The organism is Novosphingobium sp. B-7, assembly GCF_000410615.1.
Lineage (GTDB): Bacteria > Pseudomonadota > Alphaproteobacteria > Sphingomonadales > Sphingomonadaceae > Novosphingobium > Novosphingobium capsulatum.
The window spans coordinates 1-376 of sequence record NZ_KE148480.1 but is presented as its reverse complement, the minus strand read 5'-3'; the positions used below and the strand labels follow the sequence as shown (position 1 = coordinate 376).

2 protein-coding genes are annotated in these 376 nt (G+C 71.8%); both read left to right on the top strand.

All coding sequences use genetic code 11. The features are described 5' to 3' along the window. Positions 1-234 (top strand): sigma factor-like helix-turn-helix DNA-binding protein (locus H926_RS35125; protein WP_237741130.1); only part of this gene is annotated, 234 nt, incomplete at its 5' end. Then, on the top strand, positions 231-376 hold a 146-nt coding region (locus H926_RS32725), incomplete at its 3' end, for a DUF4880 domain-containing protein (protein WP_148291836.1). The genes H926_RS35125 and H926_RS32725, both read left to right, overlap by 4 nt.

Sequence of the window (376 nt, the reverse complement as noted above, 5' to 3'; positions counted from 1 at the left end):
GCCCCCCCCGACCCCCCCCGCCGTATCCTGCGCATGCGCAAGATCGAAGGCCTGCCCCAGCGCGAAATCGCTTTGTCTCTGGGCCTGAGCGAGAACGTGGTCGAAAACGAAGTGGCGCGCGGCCTGCGCCGTGTGCTGGATCAGTTGACCGAGGGCGAACGCGCCGAAATGCCCACGCGCCGCAGGCGGCGCCCGCTGTTTGCCCGCCCCGCGCGGCAGGGAGACCGGCCATGATCGACCACCAAGACCCCGTCGCCAACCCGATCGATGCGCAGGCCTGTCAGTGGGCGGCTGCGCTCGATCGCGATCTGGGCGCGCAGGAGGAAGCCGCGCTGGAAGCCTGGCTGGCGGCCGACCCGCGCCATCGCGGCGCGCT